General features: G+C 69.1%; 18 protein-coding genes and 1 pseudogene. 7 read left to right on the top strand and 12 right to left on the bottom strand.

Features of this window, described 5'->3' with window-relative positions; all coding sequences use genetic code 11:
* A partial coding sequence (locus QZ483_RS03770; RefSeq protein ID WP_297081650.1) for a LacI family DNA-binding transcriptional regulator occupies positions 1 to 812 on the bottom strand: 812 nt, incomplete at its 3' end.
* 119 nt (positions 813 to 931) lie between these two features.
* Positions 932 to 3,610, bottom strand: a complete 2,679-nt coding sequence (locus QZ483_RS03765) for a family 78 glycoside hydrolase catalytic domain (RefSeq protein WP_297081649.1) — start codon at positions 3,608 to 3,610, stop codon at positions 932 to 934.
* 130 nt (positions 3,611 to 3,740) lie between these two features.
* Between QZ483_RS03765 and QZ483_RS03760 the strand changes: the two genes are divergently transcribed.
* A complete protein-coding gene (locus QZ483_RS03760; protein ID WP_297081648.1) occupies positions 3,741 to 4,757 on the top strand; it encodes a LacI family DNA-binding transcriptional regulator in 1,017 nt (338 codons plus the stop codon).
* Between the two features lie 171 nt (positions 4,758 to 4,928).
* Positions 4,929 to 7,301: a beta-galactosidase gene (locus QZ483_RS03755; protein ID WP_297081647.1), complete on the top strand. Its 2,373-nt coding sequence runs from the start codon at positions 4,929 to 4,931 to the stop codon at positions 7,299 to 7,301.
* Between the two features lie 18 nt (positions 7,302 to 7,319).
* On the opposite strand, the gene QZ483_RS03750 is transcribed toward QZ483_RS03755, so the two are convergent.
* On the bottom strand, positions 7,320 to 8,207 hold the full coding sequence (locus QZ483_RS03750; RefSeq protein WP_297081646.1) for a helix-turn-helix domain-containing protein: 888 nt from the start codon (positions 8,205 to 8,207) through the stop codon (positions 7,320 to 7,322).
* Positions 8,208 to 8,262: 55 nt separating this feature from the next.
* Between QZ483_RS03750 and QZ483_RS03745 the strand changes: the two genes are divergently transcribed.
* Together QZ483_RS03745 and QZ483_RS03740 are read left to right on the top strand one after the other, a co-directional pair.
* Positions 8,263 to 11,229, top strand: coding sequence for a DUF5107 domain-containing protein (locus tag QZ483_RS03745; RefSeq protein WP_297081645.1), 2,967 nt, complete (start codon positions 8,263 to 8,265; stop codon positions 11,227 to 11,229).
* The gene (locus tag QZ483_RS03740; protein WP_297081644.1) at positions 11,144 to 12,145 is read left to right on the top strand and encodes a galactose mutarotase; all 1,002 of its coding nucleotides are present in this window, start codon (positions 11,144 to 11,146) and stop codon (positions 12,143 to 12,145) included. Before QZ483_RS03745 ends, QZ483_RS03740 begins: the two co-directional genes overlap by 86 nt.
* Positions 12,146 to 12,202: 57 nt before the next feature.
* Here QZ483_RS03740 and QZ483_RS03735 read toward each other — a convergent pair whose 3' ends face one another.
* From QZ483_RS03735 to rhaI, 6 genes are read right to left on the bottom strand one after another with little or no spacing between them, the layout of a single operon-like run.
* Complete coding sequence (locus tag QZ483_RS03735) at positions 12,203 to 13,438, bottom strand: alpha-hydroxy acid oxidase (protein ID WP_297081643.1); 1,236 nt, start codon at positions 13,436 to 13,438, stop codon at positions 12,203 to 12,205.
* Positions 13,439 to 13,472: 34 nt separating this feature from the next.
* Positions 13,473 to 14,903, bottom strand: a complete 1,431-nt coding sequence (locus QZ483_RS03730; RefSeq protein ID WP_297081642.1) for a rhamnulokinase family protein — start codon at positions 14,901 to 14,903, stop codon at positions 13,473 to 13,475.
* Positions 14,900 to 16,936: a bifunctional aldolase/short-chain dehydrogenase gene (locus QZ483_RS03725; protein WP_297081641.1), complete on the bottom strand. Its 2,037-nt coding sequence runs from the start codon at positions 16,934 to 16,936 to the stop codon at positions 14,900 to 14,902. Before QZ483_RS03725 ends, QZ483_RS03730 begins: the two co-directional genes overlap by 4 nt.
* The gene (locus tag QZ483_RS03720; RefSeq protein WP_297081640.1) at positions 16,933 to 17,850 is read right to left on the bottom strand and encodes an alpha/beta hydrolase; all 918 of its coding nucleotides are present in this window, start codon (positions 17,848 to 17,850) and stop codon (positions 16,933 to 16,935) included. The genes QZ483_RS03725 and QZ483_RS03720 overlap by 4 nt, the downstream gene beginning before the upstream one ends.
* Positions 17,847 to 18,197 (bottom strand): L-rhamnose mutarotase, encoded by a 351-nt coding sequence (locus tag QZ483_RS03715; protein ID WP_297081639.1) that lies wholly within the window; start codon positions 18,195 to 18,197, stop codon positions 17,847 to 17,849. Before QZ483_RS03715 ends, QZ483_RS03720 begins: the two co-directional genes overlap by 4 nt.
* A 3-nt stretch (positions 18,198 to 18,200) precedes the next feature.
* The gene (rhaI, locus tag QZ483_RS03710; protein ID WP_297081652.1) at positions 18,201 to 19,367 is read right to left on the bottom strand and encodes an L-rhamnose isomerase; all 1,167 of its coding nucleotides are present in this window, start codon (positions 19,365 to 19,367) and stop codon (positions 18,201 to 18,203) included.
* A 292-nt stretch (positions 19,368 to 19,659) separates the two neighbouring features.
* On the opposite strand from rhaI, the gene QZ483_RS03705 reads away from it, so the two are divergent.
* Positions 19,660 to 21,054 carry a glycoside hydrolase family 5 protein gene (locus tag QZ483_RS03705; protein ID WP_297081638.1) on the top strand — a complete coding sequence of 465 codons (1,395 nt, stop codon included), beginning with the start codon at positions 19,660 to 19,662 and terminating at the stop codon, positions 21,052 to 21,054.
* A 139-nt stretch (positions 21,055 to 21,193) separates the two neighbouring features.
* Here QZ483_RS03705 and QZ483_RS03700 read toward each other — a convergent pair whose 3' ends face one another.
* The 3 genes from QZ483_RS03700 to QZ483_RS03690 all read right to left on the bottom strand — a co-directional run bounded on the left by QZ483_RS03700 (position 21,194) and on the right by QZ483_RS03690 (position 25,451).
* Positions 21,194 to 22,831, bottom strand: a complete 1,638-nt coding sequence (locus QZ483_RS03700) for an MGH1-like glycoside hydrolase domain-containing protein (RefSeq protein WP_297081637.1) — start codon at positions 22,829 to 22,831, stop codon at positions 21,194 to 21,196.
* Between the two features lie 99 nt (positions 22,832 to 22,930).
* Positions 22,931 to 24,262, bottom strand: a complete 1,332-nt coding sequence (locus QZ483_RS03695; protein ID WP_297081636.1) for an ABC transporter substrate-binding protein — start codon at positions 24,260 to 24,262, stop codon at positions 22,931 to 22,933.
* 187 nt (positions 24,263 to 24,449) lie between these two features.
* A complete protein-coding gene (locus tag QZ483_RS03690; RefSeq protein WP_297081635.1) occupies positions 24,450 to 25,451 on the bottom strand; it encodes a LacI family DNA-binding transcriptional regulator in 1,002 nt (333 codons plus the stop codon).
* Between the two features lie 182 nt (positions 25,452 to 25,633).
* Here QZ483_RS03690 and QZ483_RS03685 point away from each other — a divergent pair, with 182 nt between their 5' ends.
* Positions 25,634 to 26,560 carry a carbohydrate ABC transporter permease gene (locus tag QZ483_RS03685; RefSeq protein WP_297081651.1) on the top strand — a complete coding sequence of 309 codons (927 nt, stop codon included), beginning with the start codon at positions 25,634 to 25,636 and terminating at the stop codon, positions 26,558 to 26,560.
* A pseudogene (locus QZ483_RS03680) lies at positions 26,550 to 26,768 on the top strand (carbohydrate ABC transporter permease); the annotation flags it as partial. The gene QZ483_RS03685 and the pseudogene QZ483_RS03680, both read left to right, overlap by 11 nt.

Below are 26,768 nucleotides of genomic sequence, written 5' to 3'. Positions count from 1 at the left end.
TTCGCCGCGAACACCGCGTCGATGTGCGGCGATTCCGCTAGCAGCTGCTCCATCGCGTCCCGGCCGCCGTGGTGCGTCCAGTCGGCCTCCGCCACGAGCGCCGGGTCGAACTCGATGCCCGCTGCGGCGAGCGCGTCGCGGTATCCCTCGAGTCGGGCCACCGCACCCCAGACGTCCTGGGGGCCAGTGATCATGGCGACCTTGCGACGTCCGGCGTCGACGAGGTGCTGGGTCGCACGGCGACCGGCATCGCGGTCATCCGCGGACACGCTGCTGACGCGGTTGTTGTCTGCCAGCGGGCGACCACAGCACACCGTCGGCACGCCGGCCTCGACGAGCATGTCGACGATCGGATCGGTCGAGCGCGGCGACACCAGCAGGACGCCGTCGACGGGTCCACCGCGCAGGAAGTCCATGACTGCCTTGCGCTCGGCGTCGGAGCCGGCCGTCATGAGCACGAGCGACAGACCGTGCTCGAGGAGGGCCGCAGACATCTCGCGCAGCAGAACCGGGTTGTTGGGATCGCCGAACAGGCGGTCCTGCGGCTCGGGGAGAAGGAACACGACGGTGGACGAGCGCCCGTTGGCGAGGGAGCGTGCGTGGCGGTTCGGGCGGTACCCGGTCGCGGTGATCGCCGCTCGGATCGCCGCTGCTGACTCCTCGCCCACCCACTTACGGCCGTTGAGGTAGCGCGACACGGTGCCGGAGGAGACGCCGGCGACACGAGCGACCTCGTGAATGGTCGCCTTGCCGCGCGGAGCGCGGGCGGTGGCGTTGCCGGGTCCGGCGGCCTGTTCCGTCTCCTGGCGCATCTCGCCTCCTCGGTGAGCTCTTCGTTGAGTAACCGGTTTCACCGGTGCCTGTAAGCGGTAACAGTATGGGCGCTCCTGAATCGTGTCAACATTTCCGACGGGAGTTACCTGATCGTGATCTAGCGTCGAATCGATTCGCCTTCATACGCGAAGCGGTAGGTCCCGCTGCCGATGAACGCCGTGGCGCGGCCCGTGACGTCGTGCGCAGTGGTGAGCACTGCTTCGGCAGGTTGCACCGTGAGGCTGTAGCCGGTGTGCACAGGGAGAGAGACGATCGCGCTCGTGTTCGGAGGCACAGTGAGATCGATCGTGCACTCCACGCCCACGCCGACGCGCGAGACACTCACGGGGCCGCGCTCCGTGTGGACCGTTCCTTCGACGCGCTCGAGCACAGAGATGTCCGGTGCGATCGTCAGGTGTGCGCCGTGCTGCGCATGGGGAGAGACTCCGAGGAAGTGGCGCACGAGCGACGTTGCCGCCGTGGCCCCCCACGCGTGCGATTCGCTCTGGCCCGGGGTCCACTGCTCCCAGGTGAAGGAGTGCCCATCAGCCACGAGCTTCGCCCACCCGAGGTCGTCGGTGTTCGTCAGGAGTCTCAGCGTGGCTGCGGGCAGGCGTGCTGCTAGAAGCGCATCGACCAAGTAATGAGCCGTCATCGGACCCTGCCGCATGCCGAGGCTCGCGATGTACGCGCCCAGGTCGTCGACTCGCGTCGCTGGCGCGATGCCGAAGGCGAGCGGGTACGAGCTCGCGTGCTGACTGCGGTGCCGGCTGGGCGATCCGTCCGCGTAGAGCCCGTCGACGTAGCCACGGGCATCGAGCAGGCGATCGTTCATTGCTGTGCGGAGGGTCTCGGCTGACGCCTGGGCACGGTCGGCGTCAGTGTCGCGGCCCAGCACGCGTGCGATCGAGGTGAACCCTTCGAACGCGCGGAACGCCAGTGCGTTGATCGTGGTCCGCGCGGCGGTGTCGACGTCGTACCCGAAGCGGCCGGGGGCCGGCCAATCCACGATGCCGTGAAGATAGGGCCCCTTGCCTCCCGCGAGGTCGGTCACCAGGCCGGCGGTGGGGCCGGACGCCGGGATGGCACGCGTGATGTACTCGGCGGTGCGCCTCAGATAGGGGTACGCCTCGTCGAGGAGAGCTGCGTCTCCGGACTCGACGAAGTAGTCCCAGACCCAGCCGATCATGTTGATCGAGAAGTCAGGGATGTCGCGCTTGCCATCGCCGTTCGGATAGACGGCGTTGTACCGTCCGGCGTCGTCGCCCTCGAACCAGTAGCGGTCCTGCGATGCCAGCACCTGACGGATCGCCTTGCGGGTGAGCTCTCGCTCCCGGAACAGCGCCATCGATGCTTGGGAGATGTTCACGGCATCCTGGAGGAACTGGCCCTTCTCCCGCGTCGGCGTATCGACGAACTGGTTCTGTGCGCCCAGCAACGCGGACCGGCGCATGAGACCGAAGACGTCGTCGAGTATGGGCTCGGAGCTCGTGAAGGTCGCGGTTCGGCCCTGCGGGACCTCAGCGTGTACGACAGTCGCGCGGACCTGGGCGAGGTCCATCTGCTCTCCCGCCGGCGAGATCTGGAGGTAGCGCATCCCCAGGTGGTCGAGGGTCGAGTAGGTCTGCGACCCGTCGCGCTGGGTGTAGACGAACCGCATGTCCGTCTCCTGCGTCGTGGCCACCGTCGTCGCCACGCGCCCGTGGCAGTCGCGCGAGTAGCCTCCGGTGAGCTCGACCCGCCGGCCGGCCTCGCCCCGGTTGAAGGTGACGCTGATCCGCGCGGGAATCACCGCTCCGAAGTCGTAGACCGTCGAGCCATCAGGCAGACGATCGATCGCGATGGGCAGCGCAGGCGACTCGGCACTCGGCGTGAGCTCTGGTACCAGCGCGGCAAGTACCGGCGTCGGGTGCGCACCGATCACGGTGACGTGGCGCCGGGTCCCCTCCACGGGACCTGAGCCGAGCCTCCCGTCGCATTCCTCGACGAAGTCGCCCTCGAAGTTGCGCAGCTGTGATCCGCTCCACGCTGAGTCGTGCGCGTCCCACATGGCGTCCGTCGCGACCGTCTCGGTCTGGCCGTCGGACGTGACGACGGTCAGCTGGGCGATGAGTCCGATGACCCCGGCCGCCCGACCCTGGCCGTCGCCGTACCAGCGTGCATGGAAGCGCAGGGTGAACTCGCCGTCTGCGTCGCGCACGGCATCGGTCACGTCCCATCCCTGGTAGCGGGACTCGCCGGGGTAGTCGAACGACTGGCCACGCCCGATGCGGTGGTCGCCTACCCACAGCTCGTAGTCGTGCGCGGCCGCAGCGTGCAGCGTCGCGGCGGCGACATCGGACGTGCGCAGGCGCACCACAGTCTCCGCATACCAGTACACGTCGTCGTCGATGTCGGGCTCGTCGCTGTCCGGCCGGATCCACGACGCGGCCCACTGGTCGTCCGCACGACCCGTGACGAACTGCGCCTGTGCGTCAGGTTCCGACCAGCGCTCCCGCTCGTCACGAACCGCCACCCGCCAGGAGTACGGGTGCCCGGGCCGAAGTGGCTGTCCGCGATACGCGATGCGCGACTGATCGGCGGATGCGACCGCGCCCGAGTCCCAGACCACCTCGTGTGTCACGCCGTGCTCGACGATGATCCGGTACGCAGTCTGCCGGCGGTCGTGACCGGCGCCTTCGAGCACCCATGAGAAGCGCGGATCGATCACCGCCAGTGGCCGGTCGAGGTCCTCGGTCAGGAGCCCGCGAGCCACGAGCGCCGGGGTCACATCCGTCGGAGTAGCTGCATGCGTCATCGTCAGTCCAAGAGTCGAGGGTCATTCGGAGGAACGGCATCGCCGCGAGAAACCGATCTCGCAGTATAGTCACGGCAGCGAGCCGCTCCTCGGCGAGCGCAGTCAGGGGAGCATCACGGACGGGAGCGTCATGGCGAGGCGAAACGCGAACGGGCGTGCTGCGGTGACGATCAGCCACGTGGCCGAGGCCTCGGGAGTTTCGCGAGCGACTGTCTCGCGTGTCGTGAACGGCAACGCCTCGGTGAAGCCGGAGATCGCTGAGCGCGTCAGGTCAGAGATCGCGAGGCTCGGCTACGAGCCGAGTCCCGTCGCGCAGTCGCTGTCACTGGGCCGTACATCGACGGTGGGCATGGTGGTGCCCGATCTGGGGAACCCCACGTTCCAGAGCATTCTGCACGGGGTGAACCAGGCGGCTGCGAGCGCGGGCTATCGGGTGCTGGTTGCCGACTCTGGCGAGTCGGACGTCGATGAGCCGGCGATCGTCGAAGATCTTCGCCGGCGCACCGATGCGGTGATCGTGTGCTCGCCGCGCATGAGCGCGGAATCACTCAACGCCGTGATACCCCGGGTCGTGCCAGCGGTGGTGGTGAACAGGGACGAGCCCGTTCCCGCCGCGAGGGTCGTGGTGGACTACGCCGCCGGAATCGTCGCGCTCGGTCGTCACCTGGTCGACCTCGGTCACCGTCGGATCCTGCATCTCGACGGGCCGCCTGGTTCGAACGCTCAGGCCGCCAGGGCAGTGGGCCTCGCGACGCTCGCGCACACGTATCCGGATCTTGTGGTCCTGCGCGAGCCGTGCGGCGCGACGATCGCGGCCGGAGAGGCAGCGTTCGAGCGCGCGCGTGCGAGCGGCGCCACCGCGGTGATCGGGTTCAATGACCTGGTCGCGCTCGGCCTCATGGGCCGTGCGGCTGAACATGGCTGGCGGGTTCCGGACGACGTGTCGATCGCCGGTTTCGATGACATTCCTTTCGCGCACCTGTCTCGTCCGGGGCTGACGACGGTGCACGTGGCGCTCGAATCGGTCGGCGAGGCGGCCTGGGGTGCCCTGTCACACCAGTTTGCGGAGGCGGTGGGCGCCGACTTCCGCTCATTCACGCCCGTGCTCGTGGTGCGCGGAAGCACCGGTCCTGCCCTCCCCGGGTGAGCGGCGGCCTGGAGCGGTAACCGGTTTCTTGACGGAATGCGCCCTCGTGGGCGATGCTTGGCGCCAGTCGTCGGAACGTGCACTCCGGCATGGACGACGCGATACGAAGAGGTCAGAGTTGAAACGTCACACCGACGGCAGTCGTCCCAGCGATCGAGCGCACGGACGGCGGTGCGCACGGTGAGCCCCGAGGTGCACACGCTGGTCGAGGTGGCGCCCGACACCACAGTTGACGTGACGGTCGCGCCGGCGCTCGAGCCGGCACCTGTGGACATGGGCGACCCAGAGGGCACCCGCGACCGGATCCAAGTCATGAGCCGCTGCATCGAGCGCGACGGCACGCCGTGGATCCCCGTGATGGGCGAGTACCACTTCAGCAGGGACCGGCCCGAGCGGTGGGAGCGCGAACTGCAGAAGATGCGCTCGGGCGGCGTCGACGTGGTCGCGACCTACCTCGTGTGGGTCCTGCACGAGGAGGTCGAGGGGCGCCTGCGCTGGGACGGTCCACGGGACATCCGGGCCTTCGTCGAGACGGCTCGGCGCGTGGGACTCGAGGTGGTGCTGCGGGTCGGGCCGTGGGTGCACGGCGAGACGCGCAACGGCGGGCTGCCTGATTGGCTCCAAGCTCTGCCAGTCGCGCACCGCACCGACGATCCCGCCTACCTCGCCCATGTGCACGGGTGGATCGAGGGGATCGCGGACCAGACGCGCGACCTGTTCCACGACCGCGACAACCCTGACGGCCCGATCATCGGGGTCCAGGTCGAGAACGAGCTGTACGACCAGCCGGGTCACCTCGCGACGCTGCGGCGCATGTGCGAGCACGCCGGCATGCGCGCGAGCCTGTGGACGGCCACCGGCTGGGGTGGCGCCCAGCTGCCGCGCGGCGCGGTCCTGCCCGTCTACGCCGGGTACTCGGACGGCTTCTGGGAGGAAGCCGACATCGACTGGCCCGCGTTCGGCGTCAAGCATTTCACGTTCAGTGAGGAGCGAGACGACCTCACCGTGGGGGCGGACCTCCGCGACACCGCGGTCGAGGTGGGGACTGATGCGGCGCTGGGCGCGGGCGATCCCTGGCCCTACGCGACGTGTGAGCTCGGCGGAGGCATGACGGTCGCGTACCACCGACGCCCGCACGTCGACTCTGCCGATGTCGCTGCTCTGGCGCTGACGAAGCTGGGATCCGGCTCCTCGTGGCAGGGGTACTACCTCTATCACGGTGGCACCCATGCGATCGGCGAGCTGTCGACCACGCAGGAGTCGCATGTCACGGGGTATCCCAACGACGTCCCCGTGATCGACTACGACTTCTACGCACCCATCGGGGCGCAGGGGCAGCAGCGGCACCACTTTCACGCGCTCCGGCGCCAGCACCTCTTCATTCGGGAGTTCGGCGCGACGCTCGCACCATTGCCGGCTGTCTTTCCGACGAAGGTTCCCGGTGGTCCGCGATGGTCCGTACGACACGACGGAAGCCGCGGCTTTCTTTTCCTCAACAACCATCAGCCCGCCGTCGAGGCGCTGCCGTCGCTCCCGGACGTGGCGTTTCACGTGCGGGGACCCGAGTCCGTCGTGACCGTGCCCAGCGATCCCGTCCGCATCCCGTCGGGCGTGAGCGCCATGTGGCCGCTGCGCCAGACGTACGGCGCGATCCGGGCGCTGACTGCCACCGCTCAGCCCATCACGTCCATCGAGGTCGATGGGCGCACTGTCGTGCTCTTCGCGGCATCCGATGGCATCGACGTGGAACTGCAGTTCGAAGGAGTCGAGCCTCAGGCCGTCACCGGTGCACTGGTCGAGACTCGAGGCGAGACCGTGGTCGCACGGCCGTCGAGGGCCGTGGGACCCGAGTGCGTGGTCTCCGTGGCCGATACCGATCTGGTCTTCTTGACGGCCCAGCAGGCAGACTCCGTCTGGCGAGGCGAGGTCCGTGGCCGCGACACTGTGCTCTTGTGGGACGGCGAGGGATGGTTCGACGACACAGGCTTTCGTGTGGTGGCGCCCCAGCACGATGCGGTCGTGCTGGCGTTGCCTCCGTTGGCTGGTCCCCAGGAGGGATCAGTGGGCGCTTTCGCGGTGCACCCCGTACCGTCGGGACCCGCCGAGTTCGCTGTCGCCATCGAGCGGACTCCTGCGGCGGTCGCGGCCCCGGTGCGCGAGGACCATCGGTCGGGGCGCCGGTCGGCTCCCACCGACGACGACTTCGCGGCGCTCGAGCCCGTTGCCGTCGCGATCCAGGACTCATGGTTCGAGGGCGTCGATCAGTTGATGCTCTCGCTCGCATGGACGGGTGACGCGATGCGCGTGTATGTGGGGGAGTCGCTCGTGTGGGACCAGTTCTGGTCCGGGCGACCTCTTGAACTCGACCTCATGCCGTACCGTGACGCCATTCGCGAGGAGGGACTGTCGATCCGCGCGTTCGCGTGGCTGACCACGGGGTGGACGGTGCATGTCGACCGCCGTGTACGTCCCGCGCTGTCGCGCCCGGTGCTCGAGCTGGGCGCCGCGATCGCGCGACCGGTCGTGACCACCAGCCTGGCGTGAGCGGCGCTGGGTGTATCGTCAGCCCTTGCGGAGGGCGCGGTACTCGGACGGACTGACATCGTGCGTACGGCGGAACTGGCGTGAGAAGTACAGGGGGTCAAGGTAGCCCACGGCGGTCGCGACCTGCCCGACCGGCATGCTTGTCGTGTCCAGCAGAGACCGGGCACGAGCCATGCGCAATGAGGAGTGATACGAGGCAGGGCCACCACCGGTCGCCTCGCGAAACAGCGCCCCGAGGTGCGACGGGGAGATGCCCACCAGCGCGGCCAGCTCTGTGACGGAGACCGATCCGTCGACTCGCGCCTCCAGGTAGCGCATCGCGCGCTCGAGCGGTGTGCCCTCTGCAGGGAGCACGGCGTCGACGGCCAGGCGACTGAGCAGGTTCCATGCGACTCCGGAGGCTGCCAGCAGCCGGGCGTCCGAGGGCGGCCGCTCCATCGTGCTGACGAGCTCATCGAACAGCGCGGACACGCGGTCAAGGCCTTGCACACGGCGCACTGTCGGGCCCAGACCCGGGAGCGGAGCGACGAGCTCGGCGACGTCGGAACCCCGGAGGTGCATCCACCAGATCGTCCATGGGTCGTCGGATGCCCAATAGTCGTGCGGCGCGAGTGCGGGGATCGTGATGCACGTGCCGGGACCGACAGCGGTGGTGTCGTCGCCGATCCGAACAGTCCCTCTGCCGGCGACGCACAGGATGACGATGGTCTCGGGCACGCCCGTTGTCCGGGTGCGTCGATGCCCGCTGGCGTGCGGGAAATACCCCGCGTCGGTGACCACCAGTCGTCGTGTCGCGGGTGCCGCCAGAGCCTCCGCGACACGCGGCCGTGGCAGCACGCATAGGCGCTGGCCCGCGAAGCCCTCGGGTCGCGCGGTGGTGGCGGAGGTTTCCGTTGAATCGTCCATGTGCTTCCTGGGATCGACTATACCGGCCCACGGATCGGAGGACTAGATTGCGAGCATGACCAGCAATGTCGCTCGTGCCGAGTCGGTGTCCGCAGACGCCGCCGCCATCGCCCTCCCCGACGCGCCCCCGCAGTTCGCGCAGGTCCTCACGGACGGCGGCGCTGTCGCCTGGAGCGAGCCTGTCGCCATCCGGACCTACGAGGCGGGCGAGCCGAGCCCGTACCCCATGTACCTCGACCGCCGCGTCTACCAAGGCTCGAGTGGCAGGGTCTATCCGATTCCGTTCACCGAGTCGATCGCCGACGATCCGGTGACCCGCCACTGGGACGCCGTTCATCTCGAGAACGCCTACGTGCGCCTGATGATCCTGCCCGAGCTGGGGGGCCGCATCCACATCGGCTACGACAAGACGACGGGATACGACTTCTTCTACCGCAACAACGTCATCAAGCCGGCGCTGGTAGGTCTCGCGGGACCGTGGATCAGCGGCGGCGTGGAGTTCAACTGGCCGCAGCACCACCGGCCCGCCACATACCTCCCGGTCGAGACGTCCATCGAGGAGGCAGCGGACGGATCCGTCACCGTCTGGTGTCACGATCACGACCCGTTCGCGCGCATGTCTGCGCAGCACGGCATTCGGCTGCGCCCGGACAGCTCGGTGGTCGAACTCGCGGTACGCGTCCACAACCGCACGAGCGAGCGACAGACCTTTCTGTGGTGGGCAAACGTGGCGGCCCGCGTCCATGATGACTACCAGTCATTCTTCCCCGAGGACGTGCGCTACGTCGCCGATCACGCGCGGCGAGCACTGACGGCCTTCCCGGAGGCGGACCGGCCGTATTACAACGTCGATTATCCGGCGCTCGCGGCGGAGCAGTCGGGCGCGGACCGGATCGACTTCTACCGGAACATTCCGGTGCCCACCTCGTACATGATCGTCGACTCGCACGAGGACTTCTTCGGTGGCTACGACCATGCCGCGGGCGCCGGCTTCGTGCACTGGGCGGAGCGCCGGGTGTCTCCCGGGAAGAAGCAGTGGACCTGGGGCAATGCGCCCTTTGGACATGCGTGGGACGATCAGCTGACTGACGGCGATGGCCCGTATGTCGAGCTCATGGCGGGTGTCTACACCGACAACCAGCCCGACTTCTCGTGGCTGCTGCCGGGGGAGTCGAAGGTCTTCACGCAGCACTGGTTCCCCATCCCGGCGATCGGCCCGGCCCATCAGGCCACGCCCGACGCAGCCGTCAACGTCAGGCGCGACGGCGGCGTCACGGCGACGGTGGCAGTCACCTCACCGCGCCGGGGCGCGGTGCTGCGGATTCTTGCGGACGACGATGCGGTGGCCGAGCGCGTAGTAGACCTCGCTCCCGGCGAGACGGCCACGCTGTCGTCCGGGCCCGTTGAGGGCGCACTAGCCGTCGAGCTGATGGATGCGTCCGGCGCCGTGCTCGTGCGCTGGGAACCGGTCGAGGTTCCCGAGGGGGAGCCATGGGTCGCGGACGAGCCGCCGGCTCCCGAGTCGGTGGACACGGTCGAGGAGTTGTACCTCACCGGTGTGCACCTGGCCCAGTACCGCCACCCGACCCGGTCGCCGCTGCTCTACTGGGACGAGGCGTTGCGCCGGGAACCGGGAGATGTGCGCACGAACCTGGCGGTCGCTGACCTTGATTACCGCACGGGCCGTTACGCGGACGCACTGTCGCGCATCGAGCGCGCGCTCGCCCGCCTGACGCGTCGCAACGCCAACCCGACCGACACTGAGGCGTACTACCTCTCAGGCCTGGTGCTGATGCGTTTGGGTCGCGTGGAGGAGGCCGAGCGAGCGTTCGGCAAGGCGGGCTGGGATGCGACGTGGGCTCCTGCCGCAGGTCTCGAGCTTGCCCGGTCTCTGGCGCGTCGTGGCCGGAACCAGGCCGCGCTGCGGGTTCTCGACACCCTCGACGGCGTCGTGAGCCACGACCCCCGCCGTGCGGCACTGAGGGTCATCGTGGTGCGCCGGTCGGGACGCGACCACGAAGCGCGGGAGATCCTCGAGAGCGCTCTCGCGGTCGACGGCCTCGATGCGACGCTGCGGGTGCTGGCCGGGAAGCCTGTCGCAGATGATCCGGGCATGCTGCTCGACGTCGCCCACGACCTCGGCGCAGCCGGCGACGTCGACGGTGCGCTCGAGGCCATCGACCGCGCAGTCGCCGCTACTGATCTGGGCGCCGGGAACGTACGGCCACTCGCTCACTACCTCGCTGCCGCGATGCTCGAGCGCGACGGAAGGCCCGGTGAGGCGGCGGAACGGCGCGCTGCGGCACGGCGCGAGGATCTCACCTATGCGTTCCCGCATGGACTCGACGCGCTCGATGCCCTCACCGCCGCCACGGTTGCCGACCCGCAGGACGCTGTCGCGCACGCGCTGCTCGGCACGCTGCTGTACGACAACGGCAGGCGCGGGCATGCCGCGTCGCTGTGGGAGCACGCGATCGGACTGGGTCTTCGCGACCCGGTGCTGCTCCGCAACGCCGGGCTGGCTGCGTACACGGTGTCGCACGACGACGACCTCGCGTGGGAGCGCTATGACCAGGCCGTCGCCGCCGCCCCCGGTGATGCGCGCCTGCTGTTCGAGCGTGACCAGCTCGCGCTCAAATTGGGGCACGGTACCGCGCAGCGGCTCGCTGCGCTGGAGCCCGTCGAAGATCTGGTGCTCACGCGTGACGACCTCACCATCGAGTACGTCGAGCTCCTCGTCGCCCAGGGCCTCGCGGACCGTGCGCTCGCGATCCTCACCGGTCGTGCGTTCCACCCTTGGGAGGGCGGGGAAGGGCGGGCGCTCGCAGCGTGGGACCGCACCAACGAGGCGTTGGGCCGCGGCACGGTGGACCCCCCGCGAAGCCTGGGCGAAGCGCGTGCACGCTACGCGCCGCCGCCGCCCGTCCGGGACGACGGTGTCACCGACTACTTCGCGACCAGCCTGCCCGAGTTGCTGCTGTTCGCCCGCGAGCAGGCGAGTCACGTCGGCCGCCAGGCCTGACGTGCACGGCGAAGTCTCGATCTCCAGCGCTGGCTACGCAACGACCGTCACCACCCATGGCGCCACGGAGCGGTGCCTGACCGCAGCGGGGCGGGACCTCATCGCTCCGTTTCCCCGGGGTGCACGGCGGCCCGAGATGAGGGGTGCGCTGCTGGCGCCGTGGCCCGGGCGCACCAGCGGTGCGCGCTACACCTACGACGGCACCGAACACGTGCTGCCGACGAACGAACCCGGACGCAATGCGGCGCTGCACGGGTTCGCCGCCTGGACTGAGTTCGACATCGTGACGCACGAGCCCGACCGCGTGGTGATGGCCGGGGAGATCCTTCCTGGTCGCGGCTACCCCTGGAGGCTGGACCTCGTGGTCGACGTCGCCGTGGATAACGCAGGCCTCACCCACGTGATCACCGCCACGAACGTCGGTACGGGGACAGCTCCAGTGGGTCTGGGCTTTCACCCCTACCTTCTGGCGGGCGAGATGCGTGCCGGCGCGGCGGACGCCTGGACCATGTCGTTGCAGGCGGGCCACGTGCTCGCGCTCACCGGACGCGCGCTCGACCCGGGGCCTCTCGCGCCGTTCGAGCCCGCGGCGGTCAGGGACGATCGCGGAGGCCAGAGTCTCGAGGGCGTGCGCCTGAACCACGCCTACACCACCCTCGAGCGCGACGACGACGGGTGGTCGCGGGTGCGCCTCACCGGCGACGGCGGCGCTGGTGTCGAGCTGGCGGTCGACCGGGGCTACCCGTGGATCCACGTCTATACCGCAGATGAGGCGCCGGCCCCTGACAGGCGGGCCAGCGTCGCCGTCGAGCCCACGACCTGTCCACCGGACGCCTTCAACTCCGGGCGAGACCTCGTCAGGCTGGGGCGGGGAGAGAGCCTCAGCGCCGCCTGTCGAGTGCGCGCTCTGTCCTAGGGATCGCGGGTCGCGAGTCCGCCACGGCGCTGCGCGGATCGGGTCGAGAAGGCCCCGTCAGTCGCGTGGGATGAGCCGCCGCAACTGCGTCACGTGCCCGGGGTTGAGATCCACCACCGACGCGACGCCCAGGAGCTTCATGGTCCGCACGATTTCCCTGCGCAGGATGTCGATGGACCGGTCCACGCCCTCGCGGCCGCCGGCCATGAGGCCATACAGGTACGCGCGGCCCACGAGCGTGAAGTCAGCGCCCATCGCGAGGGCGGCCACGATGTCCGCGCCGGACATGATGCCGGTGTCGAGGATGATCTCGGCGTCGTCCCCGAGCTCCTTGCGCACGGCAGGAAGCAGGTGGAACGGCACCGGAGCGCGGTCCAGCTGGCGACCGCCGTGATTGCTCAGCACGATGCCGTCCGCGCCCACATCCATGACGGCCTTGGCGTCAGCGACGGTCTGGATGCCCTTGACGAAGATCTTGCCGCTCCACTGCTCGCGGATCCAGGCGAGGTCGTCGAAGTCCAGCGTGGGGTCGAACAGGGCGTCGAGCAGTTCGCCGATGGTCCCGTCCCACTCGGACAGCGACGCGAAGGTCAGCGGCTCGGTGGTGAGGAAGTTGACCCACCACTCGGGTCGCGGGATCGCGTTGAGGACGGTCTTCGGGGTCAGCTGCGGGGGGATCGTGAAGCCGTTGTAGCTGTCGCGCAACCGAGCGCCCGCGACGGGCACGTCCACGGTCACCAGCAGCGTGTCGAAGCCGGACACGGCTGCGCGGGTGACGAGGTCCATCGACTTCGCGCGGTCCTTCTGCATGTACAGCTGGAACCAGTTGCGTCCGCGCGGGTTGGCGCGCGCGACGTCCTCGGGCGACGTGGTGCCCACGGTCGACAGCGAGAAGGGGATGCCGGCGGCGCCGGCCGCCGAGGCGCCCGCCCGCTCGCCCTCGCTGTGCATCATCCGGGTGAAACCCGTGGGCGCGATGCCGAAGGGCAGCGCGGAGGTGCCGCCCGCGATCGACACCGACGTGTCGACTGCGGATACGTCGCGCAGGATGGCCGGATGGAACTCGATGTCGAGGAAGGCCTGGCGCGCGCGGGCCAGGGACAGCTCGGCCTCGGCGGCGCCGTCGGTGTAGTCGAACGCGCCCTGGGGCGTCCGCCGCTTCGCGATCTTCCTCAGATCAGCGATGGTGTGCGCCTTCGCGAGCCGCCGCTTGCGCCCGTCCATCTCGAACTTCTTGAAGCGCAGGAGAGGCGCCAGCTCGCTCGGCTTGGGGAAGTGCCGTTCCTGCTTCACGTCAGACTCCTCATTTCTGATGCCCGCGGCGACGTCACGCGCGGGGCTCGAAGGTGCGAGGGGCGAAGGTCCGCCGCACCAGGTCTCGCATCGACTCTAGAGTGCCGTCGATCGCGCCCAGCGCGCGACCCTGCACCAGCACGTTGCCCAGCGCGGTCGCCTCGACGGGTCCGGCGACCACGGTGAGCCCTGAGTGATCAGCCGTGCGCTGGCACAGGAGCTCGTTGAGCGCGCCGCCACCCACCATGTGGATGGTGTCGACGGGCTGCCCCGAGAGGGACGATGCGGTGGCTACCGCCCGCGCGAACGCTTGGGCCAGGCTCTCGATGATCGAGCGCGCGACCTCGGCGCGGCTCGAGGGTGCGCTGAGTCCGCGCTCGGTGCACCACTGGGCGATGCGCGCGGGCATGTCGCCGGGCGCCATGAAGACGGGGTCGTTCGCGTCGAACACGGGAACGTCGGGCCCCACGGCGTCGGCCTCCGCGAGCAGCCGTTCAAGACTGACGGTGTCGCCGTCGAGCTCCCACGTGCGGATCGACTCGCTCAGCAGCCACAGGCCCATGACGTTGTGGAGGAACCGGGTACGGCCGTCCACGCCGCCCTCGTTCGTGAAGTTCGCTTCGCGCGCAGCATCGGTGAGCACCGGCCGCTCGGTCTCGACGCCCACCAGACCCCACGTCCCGCAGGAGATGTACGCGCCACCCGACTCGCGCATCGGCGCTGCGACCACGGCAGATGCCGTGTCGTGGCTGCCCACCGCCACCACCTGCGCGTCGGCAAGGCCGGTGTGCTGCGCAGCGGCCCCGAGCAAAGGGCCGATGCGCGTGCCGGCTTCCACGAGCTCCGGCAGCAGGGAGGGGGCCAGGCCGAGTAGAGACACCAGCTCGAGGTCCCACTCGCGCGTCGCCACATCGAGCAGCCCGGTCGTGGACGCGTTGGTGCGCTCCGCGACCTCGCGACCGGTGAGCCAGAACGCGAGCAGGTCCGGCACCAGTAGCAGGCGATCCGCGGCGGCCAGCACCGCAGAATCCTCGGATTCAAGCTGGTACAGCGTGTTGAACGGCAGGAACTGCAGGCCGCTCCGGCGGTAGAGGTCCGCGAATGGCACGCGCGCGTGCACCCGGTCCACGGCAGGCTCGTTGCGCGCGTCGCGGTAGTGGAACGGCTCGCCCAGTGAGCGGCCGCCGCGCAGCAGGCCGTAGTCGACGGCCCACGAGTCGATGCCGATCGAGGCGACGTCCTTCTCCCAGTTCCGCGCGTCCCGCAGGCCATCCAGGGCCGCCCGGTACAGGCCCTGGATGTTCCAGTGCAGACCGTCGGGCAGCGAGACGGGGCCGTTGGGAAAGCGCGCGACCTGGCGGATGCGCAGGGTGTCGGCACCCACGTGCCCCACCATGACGCGGCCGCTGGTGGCTCCGAGGTCGACCGCAGCGACGGCCGCGGTCGACCCTGGCGCCGTGCTCATCGCAGGAAGGCGGCTGCCACGCCTGCGTCCACCGGCACATGCAGTCCGGTGGTGTGGGTCATGTCGGGGCCGGTGAGAACCACGGCGGCGTTCGCGACGTGCTCGGGCAGGACCTCACGCTTGAGGATCGTGCGCTGCGCGTAGAACTTGCCGAGGTCGTCCTCCTCGATGCCGTAGGTCTTGGCGCGGTTGGCGCCCCAGCCGCCGGCGAAGATGCCGGAGCCGCGCACCACGCCGTCGGGGTTGATGCCGTTGACCTTGATGCCGTGCTCGCCCAGCTCCACCGCGAGCAGACGCACCTGGTGTGCCTGGTCGGCCTTGGTCGCGGAGTAGGCGATGTTGTTCGGTCCGGCGAACACCGAGTTCTTGGATGCGATGTACAGTATGTCGCCGCCCATCTCCTGCGCGATCATGGCACGTGCGGCCGCCTGCGAGACCAGGAACGATCCCTTGGCCATGACGTCGTGCTGGAGGTCCCAGTCCTTCTCCGTGGTCTCGAGCAGCGGCTTCGACAGCGACAGGCCCGCGTTATTGACGATGAGGTCGATGCCGCCGAAGGCGAGCACCGCCTCGTTCACGGCCGACTGAACCGCATCGGCGCTGCTCACGTCGATCTGCACGCCCACCGCGACGTCGGTCGAGCCCAGCTCCGCGGCGGCCTCCTGGGCCTTGGCGAGATCGAGGTCCGCGATGACCACGCACGCACCCTCGGCGGCTAGGCGCGTCGCGATGGCCTTGCCGATGCCCGAGGCCGCGCCGGTCACGAACGCGACGCGGGTCGCGTGCGACTTGGGCTTCGGCATGCGCTGGAGCTTGGCCTCCTCGAGAGCCCAGTACTCGATGCGGAACTTCTCGTAGTCCGAGATCGGGGTGTACGTGGACAGCGCCTCGGCGCCGCGCATGACGTTGATGGCGTTGATGTAGAACTCGGAGGCCACGCGCGCGGTCTGCTTGTTCGCCCCGAACGAGAACATGCCCACGCCCGGAACCAGCACGATCAGCGGGTCCGCGCCACGGATGGCGGGGGAGTCCTCGGTGGCGTGAGCGTCGAAGTAGGCCTGGTAGTCGGCGCGGTACTCGACGTGCAGCCCCTTGAGGCGCGCGATCGCGTCCTCGACCGGAGCGTCCGCCGGCAGGTCCAGCACCATCGGCTTGACCTTGGTGCGCAGGAAGTGGTCGGGGCAGGAGGTGCCCAGCGCGGCCAGGCGCGGGTGCTCGGAAGATGCGAGGAAGTCGAGGACCTCGGAGGCGTCGGTGAAGTGCCCCACCATCGGCTTGTCGGTGGATGCTAGGCCGCGAATGGTGGGAGCGAGCGCTGCCGCCTTGGCGCGTCGCGCATCGGCCTCCAGGGCGCCGTAGCCCTCAAGCGCCCCGCCGAACGGGTCCGCCTTGCCGTGCTCGGCGATGTACGCGGCCGCAGTGTCGATGATCTGCAGCGAGCGCGCCTCGCACTCCTCGGAGGTGTCGCCCCACGCGGTGATGCCGTGGCCGCCCAGGATGCAGCCGATCGCCTGCGGGTTCGCCTCCTTGATCTCCGCGATGTCGAGGCCCAACTGGAAGCCGGGGCGGCGCCACGGCACCCACACCACCTGGTCGCCGAAGATCTTCTGCGTCAGCTCCTCGCCGTCGGCGGCGGTCGCGATCGCGATGCCCGAGTCGGGGTGGAGGTGGTCCACGTGGGCCGCTTCCACGAGGCCGTGCATCGCGGTGTCGATGCTGGGGGCCGCGCCACCCTTGCCGTGCAGGCAGAAGTCGAAGGCCGCGACCATCTCGTCCTCGCGGTCGATGCCGGGGTAGACGTCGACGAGCGCGCGCATGCGGTCCAGGCGCAGCGCGGCCAGACCCTTCTCCTGCAGCGTGCCCAGGTCGCCGCCGGAGCCCTTGACCCACACCAGCTCGATGGGCTGGCCGGTCACCGGGTCCGTCTCGGAGCCCTTCGCGGACGTGTTGCCGCCCGCGTAGTTGGTGTTCTTCGGGTCCGAGCCCAGGCGGTTCGAGCGCGTGATCAGATCAGAGACGACGGGGTTCGTCATGACAGGTCCTTTCGGGAGGTGTCGTGCTCGCTGTCTGCGAGCCAGTCGAGGATGGTGGTGAGGGAGCGCTCCGCGTGGGGCTCCTCGGGACGGTTGAGGTGGCCGTGCGTGGTGCCCGGCTCGTAGAGGGTGGTGGCGTCGACGCCGGCCGCGGAGAGCTCGCGGCCGAAGGCCTCTCCGGTCGCGCGGAGGTCGTCCGCCTCGGAGTTCACGATCAGCGTGGGGGGCATGCCGGTGAGGTCCTGCCCGCCGGGGAACGCGTAGGCGTTGGTCAGCACGTCGGCGTCGCCCACGTAGTTGAGGTTCATCGCGGCGACGGTGTCGGGGCGGAAGCGTGCGTTCTCGGGGAGGCCCGCGACGGCCTGTGCTGTGGCCGGGTCGAGCGAGGGGAGCGCGGCGTGGGCGACGGGGTAGGCGAGCACCAGGCGCTGGGGTTCTTTGGCGCGCGGGTCCCGCGACGTGCGCAGCGCGACTCCCGCGGCGATGTTGCCGCCCGCGGAAGCGCCGCCCAGCACGATCCTGTCCGCGTCGAAGCCCAGTCGCACGGCGTGCGCACCCATCCACGACAGCGCGGCGCGGACGTCGTCGTGGGCGGCGGGGAAGCGATGCTGGGCCTCGTCCGCGAACTGCCGCCGCTCGATGTCTCCGCCGGTCACCAGGCGGTAGTCGACCGAGAGCACGGTGTGGCCGGCGTCCGCGAGCCGTCGCGCGACCCAGTCCGCCTCCGGCATGTCGAGGTCTCCCCACACGAAGCCGCCACCGTGAACCCACACGATGCCGCGTGACCCAGCCCGCGCATCGGCCCCGCCCGGGCGGTACAGCCGCGCGGGCACGTCGACGCGGGGCGGACCCGCGTCGACCTCGGTGAGGCCGGTCGCGGGAACCACGACGTCCTCGATCACGGCTGTGCTCACTGGCTCAGTCCCGCCGCGCGCAGCTGGGTCTCGAGGTGGAAGACCTCGGGAAGCTGAGGCGCGCCCTGGTCGGGCCGGTCGCCGTCGAGGGAGACGAAGAACGGCGCCATCGTGGACTCCCACGTCGCGGTGCGCGCGTCTGCCGCGAGGGCAGCGGCCGAAGCTTCGTCGTCATCCGTCTCGTACACGCCCACCAGCAGCCCGTCGGGGCGCAGGAAGAGGCTGTAGTCGCGCCTGCCGGCGTCGCGAATCGCCTCGAGCATCTCAGGCCAGACCGCGCGGTGGGCGTCGACGTACTCCTCGAGCCGGTCAGTGTCGACCTGCAGGGTGAAGCACACGCGGGGCATGGGTCAGGCGCCCCAGCCCGCCTGGGTGCCGCCCACGCGTTCCTCGGCGATGCGGGCGAGGTAGCCCGACTCCGCGAAGGCGGCCATGGGGTCGCCCGGGAGGCCGCGGCTCTCGCGCCACGCGGCGAGGTCGGAGCGCACGTCCGTGTAGAAGGCGTCCATGAGGATGCCGTTCGCGCCCAGGACGTCGCCGGCCACCTGCGCCGCGGTGAGCGCCTCACGGTCCACGAGCAGGGCGCGCGCCGTCATCTCCTGGACATTGAGAACGGACCGGATCTGGCCGGGGATCTTGTCCTCGATGTTGTGGCACTGATCGAGCATGAAGGCGGTGTCACCGTCATTGCCGTAGCCGCCGCCGCGGATGACCTCCACGATGATGCGGAACAGTTGGAACGGGTCCGCGGCCCCCACGATGAGGTCGTCGTCCGCGTAGTTGCGCGAGTTGAAGTCAAAGGAGCCGAGCTTGCCCAGGCGCAGCAGCTGCATGACGATGAACTCGATGTTGGTGCTGGGGGCGTGGTGGCCGGTGTCGAGGCACACGGTCGCGCGCTCGCCCAGCGCGGCCACCTGGGCGTAGCTGGTGCCCCAGTCCGGAACGTCCATGTGATAGAACGCCGGCTCGAAGATCTTGTACTCGAGCACCAGGCGCTGGTTCTCGCCGATGCGCTCGTAGATCTCCTGCAGGGCCTCGTGCATGCGGTCCTGGCGGCCGCGCATGTCGTCCTGGCCGGCGTAGTTGGTGCCGTCCGCGAGCCAGATCTTGAGGTCGCGGGACCCGGTCGCGTCCATGATGTCGATGCACTCGAGGTGGTGGTCGATGGCCTTGCGTCGGATGCGGTCGTCGCGGTGGGCGAGCGAGCCGAGCTTGTAGTCCTCGTCCTGGAAGGTGTTCGAGTTGATCGTGCCCAGGGCGACGCCTTCGGACTCGGCATGCGCCTTGAGCTCCGCGTAGTCGTCGACCTTGTCCCACGGGATGTGCAGCGCGACAGTGGGCGACAGGCCAGTGACCTTGTGGACCTGTGCGGCGTCGGAGATCTTCTCGAACGGGTCGCGCGGCGTGCCCGGCGTGCCGAAGACGCGGAAGCGGGTGCCGGAGTTGCCGAAGGCCCACGAGGGCAGCTCGATGGCCTGCTCCTCGAGGCGGGGCGCGATCGCGGAGAAGTCAGTCATGACGTCGTCGTCCATTCTTGCTCGGTAGGAGGTCTGCCCGGCGTCCTCGTCGACGTCGGCCGGACCCTGTGAATCGTTTCAACTCATTTACTCTACGGGGTGCGAGGACGTGTGTCAACGCGACGGTCCCGCGACTCGCTCACCTCCAGAAATGCGGGCGCAGCTCGGCCGTGCGGTGACCGGGCGGGCGTGGTGAGAAAGCGGTTCCTCAGCGTAGAGTGGCCAGGGTCGGGATGGGCGTGATCTGGCGCGGTCCCGGCCCGACTCGCAACGCTCGAAGGAGAGAATCACCATGCCCCTGGACTGGATCCGTGTAGAAGGCGACCGTCTGGTCGACGAGTCCGGGGCGGCGGTGACGCTCGCGGGCGTGGGCCTGGGCGGCTGGATGAACATGGAGAACTTCATCACCGGCTACCCCGGCAACGAGGAGAACATCCGCCGGGTCATGCTCGACCGGATGGGTCGCGCGTCCTACGACGCCTTCTTCGACGAGTTCCTCCTCGCGTTCTTCGACGAGCCCGACGCCGCGCACCTCGCCGCGCTCGGCATCAACTCGGTGCGGATCCCCTTCAACTACCGCCACCTCGAGGACGATGCCGCGCCGTTCGAACTCAAGGAGGCCGGCTTCGCGCACCTGGACCGGGTGGTGTCTCTCCTGGCACGCCACGGCATCTACTCGATCCTCGACCTGCACGCGCTGCCCGGGCACCAGAACCAGCACTGGCACTCCGACAACCCCACGCACGTCGCGGACTTCTGGACGCACCGGCACTTCCAGGACCGCGTGGTGCACCTGTGGGAGGCGCTCGCCGAACGCTTCAAGGACCGCCCCGAGGTCGCCGGCTACAACCCGATCAACGAGCCCTCGGATCCGACCGGCGAGGTACTGCCGGTGTTCTATGACCGGCTGGAGAAGGCCATTCGCGCGATCGACTCGCGCCACGTGCTGTTCCTGGACGGCAACAAGTATTCGACGGACTTCAGCTTCCTCGACAACCGGTCCGAGCCGCTGCCCAACACGGTCTACACCGCCCACGATTACGCGCTGCCCGGCATTACCAGCGCAACCGAGTACCCGGGCGTGACGCGCGGCGAGTACTTCGACCGCTCCGTGGTCGAGCAGACCTTCTTGCGCCGGACCGAGTACATGCGTCGCACCGGGACCCCCATCTGGATCGGCGAGTTCGGTCCCGTGTACTCCGAGGACCGGTCTCAGGACGCGTGGCGCTACCAGCTCCTGACCGACCAGCTCGAGATCTACCGCGAGCACGGCGCGAGCTGGGCACTGTGGACCTACAAGGACATCGGCCTCCAGGGCCTGGTGTACGCCAACGCCGACAGCCCGTATCTCGAGCTCATTGGCGACAACGCCGCGCGCAAGAAGACCCTCGGCATCGACTCGTGGGGCGGATCCGACGCGGGTGTGCGCGACGTGCTCGACCCGATCGACGCGCTGTTCGACCGCGAGTTCCCCGACTTCGCGCCGTGGCCGTGGGGCCGTCAGCCGCACATCGCGGTGCTGGTGCGCCACATCCTGCTCGCCGAGCCGCTCGCGGAGCAGTTCGGGGACCTGTTCGCCGGTGTCAGTCCCGAGCGCGCTCGCGAGCTCGCGGCAAGCTTCCGCTTCGCGGCCTGCGACGAGCGCGGCGGCCTGTCAGAGGTGCTGCGCAGCCACTTGGGCGCCTGACCTGCGCGCTCGCGCGTCCCTCGCGCATCCGCCCGCGCCCTGGCAGTCACTGAGTGCCGAGAATCGGCGATTTCCGGCACTCCGTGACTGCCAGGAGACATCAGGGGGCCGATGCCCGGGCTGAGTGGCGCGGACCGCGTCAGTGGCGCGGGGTCACCACTCCGATGCTCGTGCGCGTGCCCGGGCTGTCGCCGTGGATCGCGACCACGTCGTTACCGGCGAGTTCGAGCGGAGTCGAGACGCCGTCGACGGTGAGGCGGCCTGAGACGGCCGTCTGCGCGAGTCCGACGACGGACTCGACGTCGCCATCGGTGCCCACGACTATGCGCCAGCCCCGCGGGAACCGCAGCCAGGCCTCGCCGTCGCGCCACACCGCCACCTCGCCGTCGTCGGCGGCGAGCTCATACGTCACCCCCGCGTGCGTGCGGCGGTAGGCCACAGCATCGGCCCTCGCGTCGCCGTTGAGGCGGGTAGGCGTGAGCCCGCTGAACCACAGTTCGCCGTCGGGCCGCGGAAGAATCCCCGAGGTGCGCTCGATGGCGTCCAGGAAGTACAGGATCGCGGGGGAGTAGACATCGGTGAACCCCGGCTCACCGCTCCAGGGATCGAAGCACTGCGGGAAGCGGTCGGCGTGGGCGAGGGCCTCGATCATGGGCAGCGCGAGCGCGCCCAGCTCCGCGTGACGGCCGTGGTGCTCGAACGCATGGGGGGAGCGGATCATGGTCAGCGCGTTGACCGGACCGGCCCACGAGTTGCGGGATGCGTCACGGTCGAAGCGCGGATCATCGAGGGCGATGGAGGTGAGCCCGGCAGCGGCGAGGAAGCCTCGGCGGTCCAGGAGGTGACGGCGCAGGGCATCCTCGAAGAAGGCGTCATCCCCCACCTCGCACGCCAGCACCCGCAGCAGGACGTCGGACCGGACGCGCCGCATGCCTCCGTCGCCCTCGCGGTCGTAGAATAAGTGGTCGTCCTCGTCGAAGCACTCGCGCCACAGTGCGTCGACGCTTGACGCCGCCCGATCGAGCCAGGGCTGCGGGTCCTCTCCGAGCTCCGCCGCGATGAGCGCCAGGTACGAGCGCTGGCACGCGACATTCGCGGTGAGGTCCGGAGCGACCAGGGGCAGCAGGGGATCGGTGTCGTCGTAGCGTGTCGCGTCTCCGCTGAGGCACCGCTCGGCGACGCCCCAGAAGCGGGGCGAGAGGTCGTGGCCAGTGTCGAACGTGCAGAAGGCCTCGACACCGCCGGTGCCTCGAGTGTCGCGGTGACGGGCGAGCCAGGCGTCCATGGCGGCCATCGCGTCGAACAAGGTCCGCAGGTACTCGCGGTCACGGCCGGTCAGCAGGTAGTGGTGCCACACGCTGCGCGCCAGCGGCGTGACGATCTGGATCTGGCTGAAGCCTGGCCCGTCCGCGGTGACCTTGTATGGCATGAGCCCGTCTTCGCGGAGGTTGTCTGCGAACAGCCTGTGGGTCGCCTCGGTCACCTGCGGGGCGAATCGCGAGAGGACCTCGGCATTGATGGTGCCGGTGCTCTCGATCCATGCGCCGTGATAGACGCCGCCCTCGCTGAGAACAGGGTTGGGCCCGGAGAACGGACTGATGCATTGTTCGAGTTCCCGCACCGCCTGGTCCCACCGGTCCTCGAGGGCCCCGCCGATCGCCGCGAAGCCGACGCCCTGCTGGGAGAGCGCGGCACCGAGAGCATGGTCCGGCCCCGCCGCTGACCCGCTGCGGCCGGCCGAGCGCAGTCTCCGGAGTGCCTGGTCGAGAGGTCTCATGTGTCCATCCTGGTCGAGCGCGGCTGACAACGTGGTGAAAGGACGGCGGGCGGCCCCCCCGGTGAGGGGACCGCCCGCCATCGTGGTGGGAGGAGAGAACTAGCTGAGGTCGCCCGAGAGCTGGTCGACCCAGGTCTGCGCGGCCTCCTGCGGGGTGGCGTCGCCGAACAGCACGGCCGCCTCCCCATCCTGCGTGTACTTGTTCATGTTGGCGCCGCCGTTGGGCTGAGGCGGTGCGACGGTGCCCGAGTCGAGCGTGGACTGCACGTACTCGGCGGCCACCTGCGACGGACCCTCGAGCAGCGGCGAGACCACTGCGGCGGTGTCGGGGTTGAACGGCACGCCGCGGGTGTCCTGGATGAGCTCAGCCGCGGCGGGCTCGTTGAGGAACCAGTTCACCAGCAGTGCGGCCTCCTCCGGGTGAGCGGAGGCGGCGTTGATGGACCAGAACGCCGAGGGCAGCAGCGCCACACCCGTCTTGTCAGTGTTGGTCGGCGGGGTGAGGATCTCCGTGGTGCCGCCCATCTCGTAGGTGCCCACGAGGTTCGAGTAGCCAAAGGTCACCGCGGCCTGACCCAGCGTGTAGAGCTGCTGGTCCGGCGGGAGCGCCCAGCCGGCGGTGACGATGGTGGCGTCGGGAAGACCGCCGCCCTCCTGGAGCTCGAGCTCGATCTCGTACCAGCTGGCGATGACGTCCGCGTCGACCGCGAGGCCACCGTCCCAGTCGTAGACGCCCAGCTCGGTCTCCTGCCCGGCGTAGGTGCCGATGATGTCCTGCACGCGCAGGTCCAGGCCGTACACAGGCTCGCCCGAGTCGGTCGTAAGGCCAGCAGAGCTCACCGTGTTCGCGATCTCGACCAGGTCGTCCCAGGTCCAGCTCTCGTCAGGCACGTCGACGCCCGCCGCCTCGAGGATGTCGGTGTTGACGAATGCCGCGGTGGCGTTGCCTCCCGTGGGAAGGCCGTAGAGGGTGCCGTCGACCACGGCGTTCGTGGTCGAGAAGTCGGGGTACTTGTCCGCCTGGACGGTGTCCGCCACGGTCGCGAGGTCGAGCAGCGCACCCACCTCGCCGTACTCCTGAGGCTTGGCGCCACCCAGCGCGAACACGTCCGGCGCGGTCTCGCCACCGGTGCCGAAGTCCGTCGCGAGACGGTTGAAGAGGTCGTCAGGGCTGCCGACGGGGGTCTGGGTCACCGAGATGTACGGGTACTCGGCCTCGAACAGCGTGATGACCTCGTCGAAGAGCGCCGCACGTGCGTCATCTCCCCACCACGACATCTCGATCTCGACCATCTCCTCTTCCATGGTCTCCTCGCCGCCGTCGCCGCTCTCGGAGCCGTCGGTCTCCGGGTCCGAGTCGGACGAGCATGCGGACAGGATCAGTGCGCCGGCGACCGCGGCACTCGCGAAGGCGGCAGAGGACCGCCTCATGGTTCGGTGTGTACGCGTCATTGCGTTCTCGCTTCCCGGTGGCTGAGACCACCTTCGTGACTGCCTCTGGACCGGTTGCCCAGGGCATGGCGATCGCCCACCACGGGATGCCTCTCCGGTGAGAAACCGCTTTCTCGGAAACTAGCAAGGGTTTGGTGTGGCTGTCAACGAAATAACTGAATCGTTATCAGATCAGTCGGTCGGTGGACCCACGGACCTCGAGGCGCGGCGTCAGAACCACCTGTCCGGCCGGGCGTCGCGAGTTCAGCAGCGTCTGCATCCGGTCCCACGCCTCGACGCCCAGATCCGTGTGCGGAACGGCCACTGTGGTGAGCGGTGGCGACATGTACCGCGCGTACGGGATGTCGTCGAAGCCGGCGACCGAGATGTCCTCGGGCACGCGGATCCCGTGCTCGGCGAGGCCGTTGATCAGGCCCACCGCGACCAGGTCGTTGTATGCGAGTGCCGCCGTGACGTCGGCCCGAGCCACCGCATCGGCTGCCGCCAGGCCGTTCTCGATGCCCACGCCGGACGGGATGCGCACCATGGTCGTGTCAGGGTGGTCGGATGCGAAGCGGTCGAGGCTCGCGAGGCGCAGCGCGTTCGAGACGGACATCTCCGGCCCGGCCAGGAATGCGAACCGGCGGTGTCCGGATTCGTACATGTAGCGCGCGAGCTCGGCGATCCCCGCTCCGTAGTCGATGGACAGTGACGGTGCCGCGACGGTCACATCGGGTCGATTCACCAGGACCAGGGGGTCGAGTGTGGGAGCGAGCGTCACGAGGTCGTCGTGCCGCATGCGCGGGGCACACAGCACCACGGCATCGCAGCGCCTGCGAATCTCCGTCGCGAGCTCCGGCTCGTCCTCCGGGTGCTCGGCCGAGTCGGTGACGAGGATCCGATAGCCGTCCTCAGCTGCGCTCTTGGCGAGGCCCGACAGCACTTCCTGGAAGGCGGGGTTCGCGAGGTCGGGGACCACGAGTCCCACCGCGCCGGTGCGGCCCAGAGCGAGGCTGCGCGCGAGGTGGTTCGGGTGGTAGTCCAAGGCGCGCGCGGAAGCGCGGACGCGCTCCGCGACGGAGGGCTCTCCGACGAACCTGCCGTTCATCACGCGCGACACCGTGGCAGGCGACACACCCGCGTGCGCCGCCACTTCGGCGATGGTCGCCGGCCCCGACCTGGTGGTCATGCTCGGCCCCTTCGTGGGTGCCCATGGTACGTTTCAAAAGCCGTTTGTTGAAACATTTGACTTACTCGGCGAGCCCGTGTCATGATGCCGAGACTAACGGAGAAACCGCTTTCTCACGAGGTAGTGTGGCGGAAGACGCGTGACGAGGAGGTCATGTGAGCAGTCTCGGCGAGCTTCGCACCCTGGCGAGAGGTGCGCGCAATCGAGGTGGTCCCCGGGAGAAGCACCCCGATAACCGGGCGGCCTACCTGTTCCTCGCGCCTTGGCTGATCGGACTCCTGGTCTTCACTGCGGGGCCCATGGTCGCGTCGCTCTACCTGTCGTTCACGGACTACAACCTGCTGCAGTCGCCGATCGCGAACCCGCCGGATTGGATAGGCCTCGGCAACTACGCGGCGATGTTCGCGGACCCTGACTTCTGGAACTCGTTCGAGGTCACCGTCATCTACGTGCTCGTGTCGGTTCCGCTGCAGCTCGTGCTCGCGCTCCTCCTCGCGCTGGTTCTCGACAAGGGCCTCCGCGGGCTCACGATCTACCGCTCGATCTTCTACCTGCCCAGCCTTCTGGGCGGCTCAGTCGCCATCGCGATCCTGTGGCGCCAGGTCTTCGGCAAGGACGGGCTGCTCAACGGATTCCTCGCCTGGTTCGGCATCGACGGTCCCGGGTGGATCGGCCATCCCGACTACGCGCTCGGCACGATCATGGTGCTGCACATCTGGACCTTCGGCTCGCCGCTGATCATCTTCCTCGCCGGCCTGCGCCAGATCCCGGAGCTGTACTACGAGGCCGCGGAGATGGACGGCGCGAGCAAGACCCGACGATTCTTCTCGATCACCCTGCCGCTGCTGACGCCCATCATCTTCTTCAACCTGGTGCTGCAGATCATCTTCGCGTTCCAGAACTTCACGCAGGCCTATGTGGTCTCGGGCGGCACAGGCGGCCCGAACGACGCCACCATGCTGTACACGCTCTTCCTCTACCGGGTGGGCTTCCTCGAATACGACATGGGCCTGGCCTCGGCCATGGCTTGGTTCCTGGTGATCGTCATCGGCGCCTTCACCGCGTTCAACTTCTGGCTCTCGAAGTATTGGGTGTTCTATGACGACTGAGACGAACAACGTCGCCCCTGCCACCGCATCGGCCACGGCCTCTGCATCCGACGAGGTGAGCGCGGCCGCGCCGCGCCGCAGCAGTGCCAAGCGCTCACCCCGCGACCGCTGGCTCTCGGTCGGCAAGCACGCGGGTCTGATCCTGGTGTCGATCATCATGATCTACCCGCTCGTGTGGCTCGTCGTCTCGAGCCTCAAGCCGAACGAG

The sequence above is a fragment of the uncultured Demequina sp. genome (assembly GCF_913055775.1).
Lineage (GTDB): Bacteria > Actinomycetota > Actinomycetes > Actinomycetales > Demequinaceae > Demequina.
This window is presented reverse-complemented; position numbering and strand designations above follow the sequence as displayed.

What these genes read in the sequence shown, in the direction of transcription:
- QZ483_RS03765 (WP_297081649.1), bottom strand. Translation starts at nt 3,610, where the DNA reads ATGACGCATGCAGCTACTCCGACGGATGTGACCCCGGCGCTCGTGGCT.
- QZ483_RS03760 (WP_297081648.1), top strand. Translation starts at nt 3,741, where the DNA reads ATGGCGAGGCGAAACGCGAACGGGCGTGCTGCGGTGACGATCAGCCAC.
- QZ483_RS03750 (WP_297081646.1), bottom strand. Translation starts at nt 8,207, where the DNA reads ATGGACGATTCAACGGAAACCTCCGCCACCACCGCGCGACCCGAGGGC.
- QZ483_RS03745 (WP_297081645.1), top strand. Translation starts at nt 8,263, where the DNA reads ATGACCAGCAATGTCGCTCGTGCCGAGTCGGTGTCCGCAGACGCCGCC.
- QZ483_RS03730 (WP_297081642.1), bottom strand. Translation starts at nt 14,903, where the DNA reads ATGAGCACGGCGCCAGGGTCGACCGCGGCCGTCGCTGCGGTCGACCTC.
- QZ483_RS03725 (WP_297081641.1), bottom strand. Translation starts at nt 16,936, where the DNA reads ATGACGAACCCCGTCGTCTCTGATCTGATCACGCGCTCGAACCGCCTG.
- QZ483_RS03715 (WP_297081639.1), bottom strand. Translation starts at nt 18,197, where the DNA reads ATGCCCCGCGTGTGCTTCACCCTGCAGGTCGACACTGACCGGCTCGAG.
- rhaI (WP_297081652.1), bottom strand. Translation starts at nt 19,367, where the DNA reads ATGACTGACTTCTCCGCGATCGCGCCCCGCCTCGAGGAGCAGGCCATC.
- QZ483_RS03705 (WP_297081638.1), top strand. Translation starts at nt 19,660, where the DNA reads ATGCCCCTGGACTGGATCCGTGTAGAAGGCGACCGTCTGGTCGACGAG.
- QZ483_RS03700 (WP_297081637.1), bottom strand. Translation starts at nt 22,831, where the DNA reads ATGAGACCTCTCGACCAGGCACTCCGGAGACTGCGCTCGGCCGGCCGC.
- QZ483_RS03695 (WP_297081636.1), bottom strand. Translation starts at nt 24,262, where the DNA reads ATGAGGCGGTCCTCTGCCGCCTTCGCGAGTGCCGCGGTCGCCGGCGCA.
- QZ483_RS03690 (WP_297081635.1), bottom strand. Translation starts at nt 25,451, where the DNA reads ATGACCACCAGGTCGGGGCCGGCGACCATCGCCGAAGTGGCGGCGCAC.